Annotated in this window: 1 protein-coding gene; it reads left to right on the top strand. The window is 66.2% G+C overall.

The annotated features are described in order from the left end of the window. The coding region (fgd, locus tag MOM01_RS22945; protein WP_241387751.1) for a glucose-6-phosphate dehydrogenase (coenzyme-F420) at positions 1-998 on the top strand (998 nt) is incomplete at both ends.

The following is a 998-nucleotide window of genomic DNA, read 5'->3' as shown; positions in this document are numbered from 1 at the left end:
CTGAAGTTGGGATACAAGGCGTCGGCGGAGCAGTTCGGGCCGCGTGAGTTGGTGGAGTTGGGGGTGCTCGCGGAGGCGCACGGGATGGATTCGGCGACGGTGTCGGATCATTTCCAGCCGTGGCGGCACGACGGGGGGCATGCGCCGTTCTCGTTGGCGTGGATGACCGCGGTGGGGGAACGCACGCAGCGGCTGCAGCTGGGCACGAGTGTGCTCACCCCGACGTTCCGGTACAACCCGGCGGTGATCGCGCAGGCCTTCGCCACGATGGGGTGTCTGTATCCGGGGCGGATCTTCCTCGGTGTCGGCACCGGTGAGGCGCTCAACGAGATCGCCACCGGGTATACGGGGCAGTGGCCGGAGTTCAAGGAACGTTTCGCGCGGTTGCGTGAGTCGGTGCGGTTGATGCGCGAGCTGTGGGGCGGGGATCGGGTGGATTTCGAGGGGGAGTTCTACTCGACGAGGGGCGCGTCGATCTACGACGTGCCCGAGCAGGGTGTTCCGGTGTACATCGCCGCCGGTGGTCCGGTGGTGGCCCGGTATGCGGGGCGGGCGGGGGACGGGTTCATCTGTACCTCGGGTAAGGGGATGGAGCTCTACACCGACAAGTTGCTGCCGGCGGTGGCGGAGGGGGCGGGCAAGGCCGAACGCGATGTGGCCGGGATCGACAAGATGATCGAGATCAAGATCTCGTACGACACCGATCCGGAGTCGGCGTTGGAGAACACCCGGTTCTGGGCGCCGTTGTCGTTGACCCCGGAGCAGAAGCATTCGATCGATGATCCGATGGAGATGGAGGCGGCGGCCGATGCGTTGCCGATCGAGCAGGTGGCCAAGCGGTGGATCGTGGCGTCGGATCCGGATGAGGCGGTCGAGCAGGTCGCGGCGTATGTCGATGCGGGGTTGACTCATCTGGTGTTCCATGCGCCGGGGCATGATCAGAAGCGGTTCCTGGAGTTGTTCGAGCGTGATCTCGCGCCCCGCCTCCGTGCCCTGGC

Origin of the sequence: Rhodococcus sp. CH91, from assembly GCF_022554085.1 — a bacterium.
Taxonomy (GTDB): domain Bacteria; phylum Actinomycetota; class Actinomycetes; order Mycobacteriales; family Mycobacteriaceae; genus Rhodococcus.
Note: the sequence above shows the minus strand (reverse complement) of the source record. Positions and strands in the feature narration are given on the sequence as shown.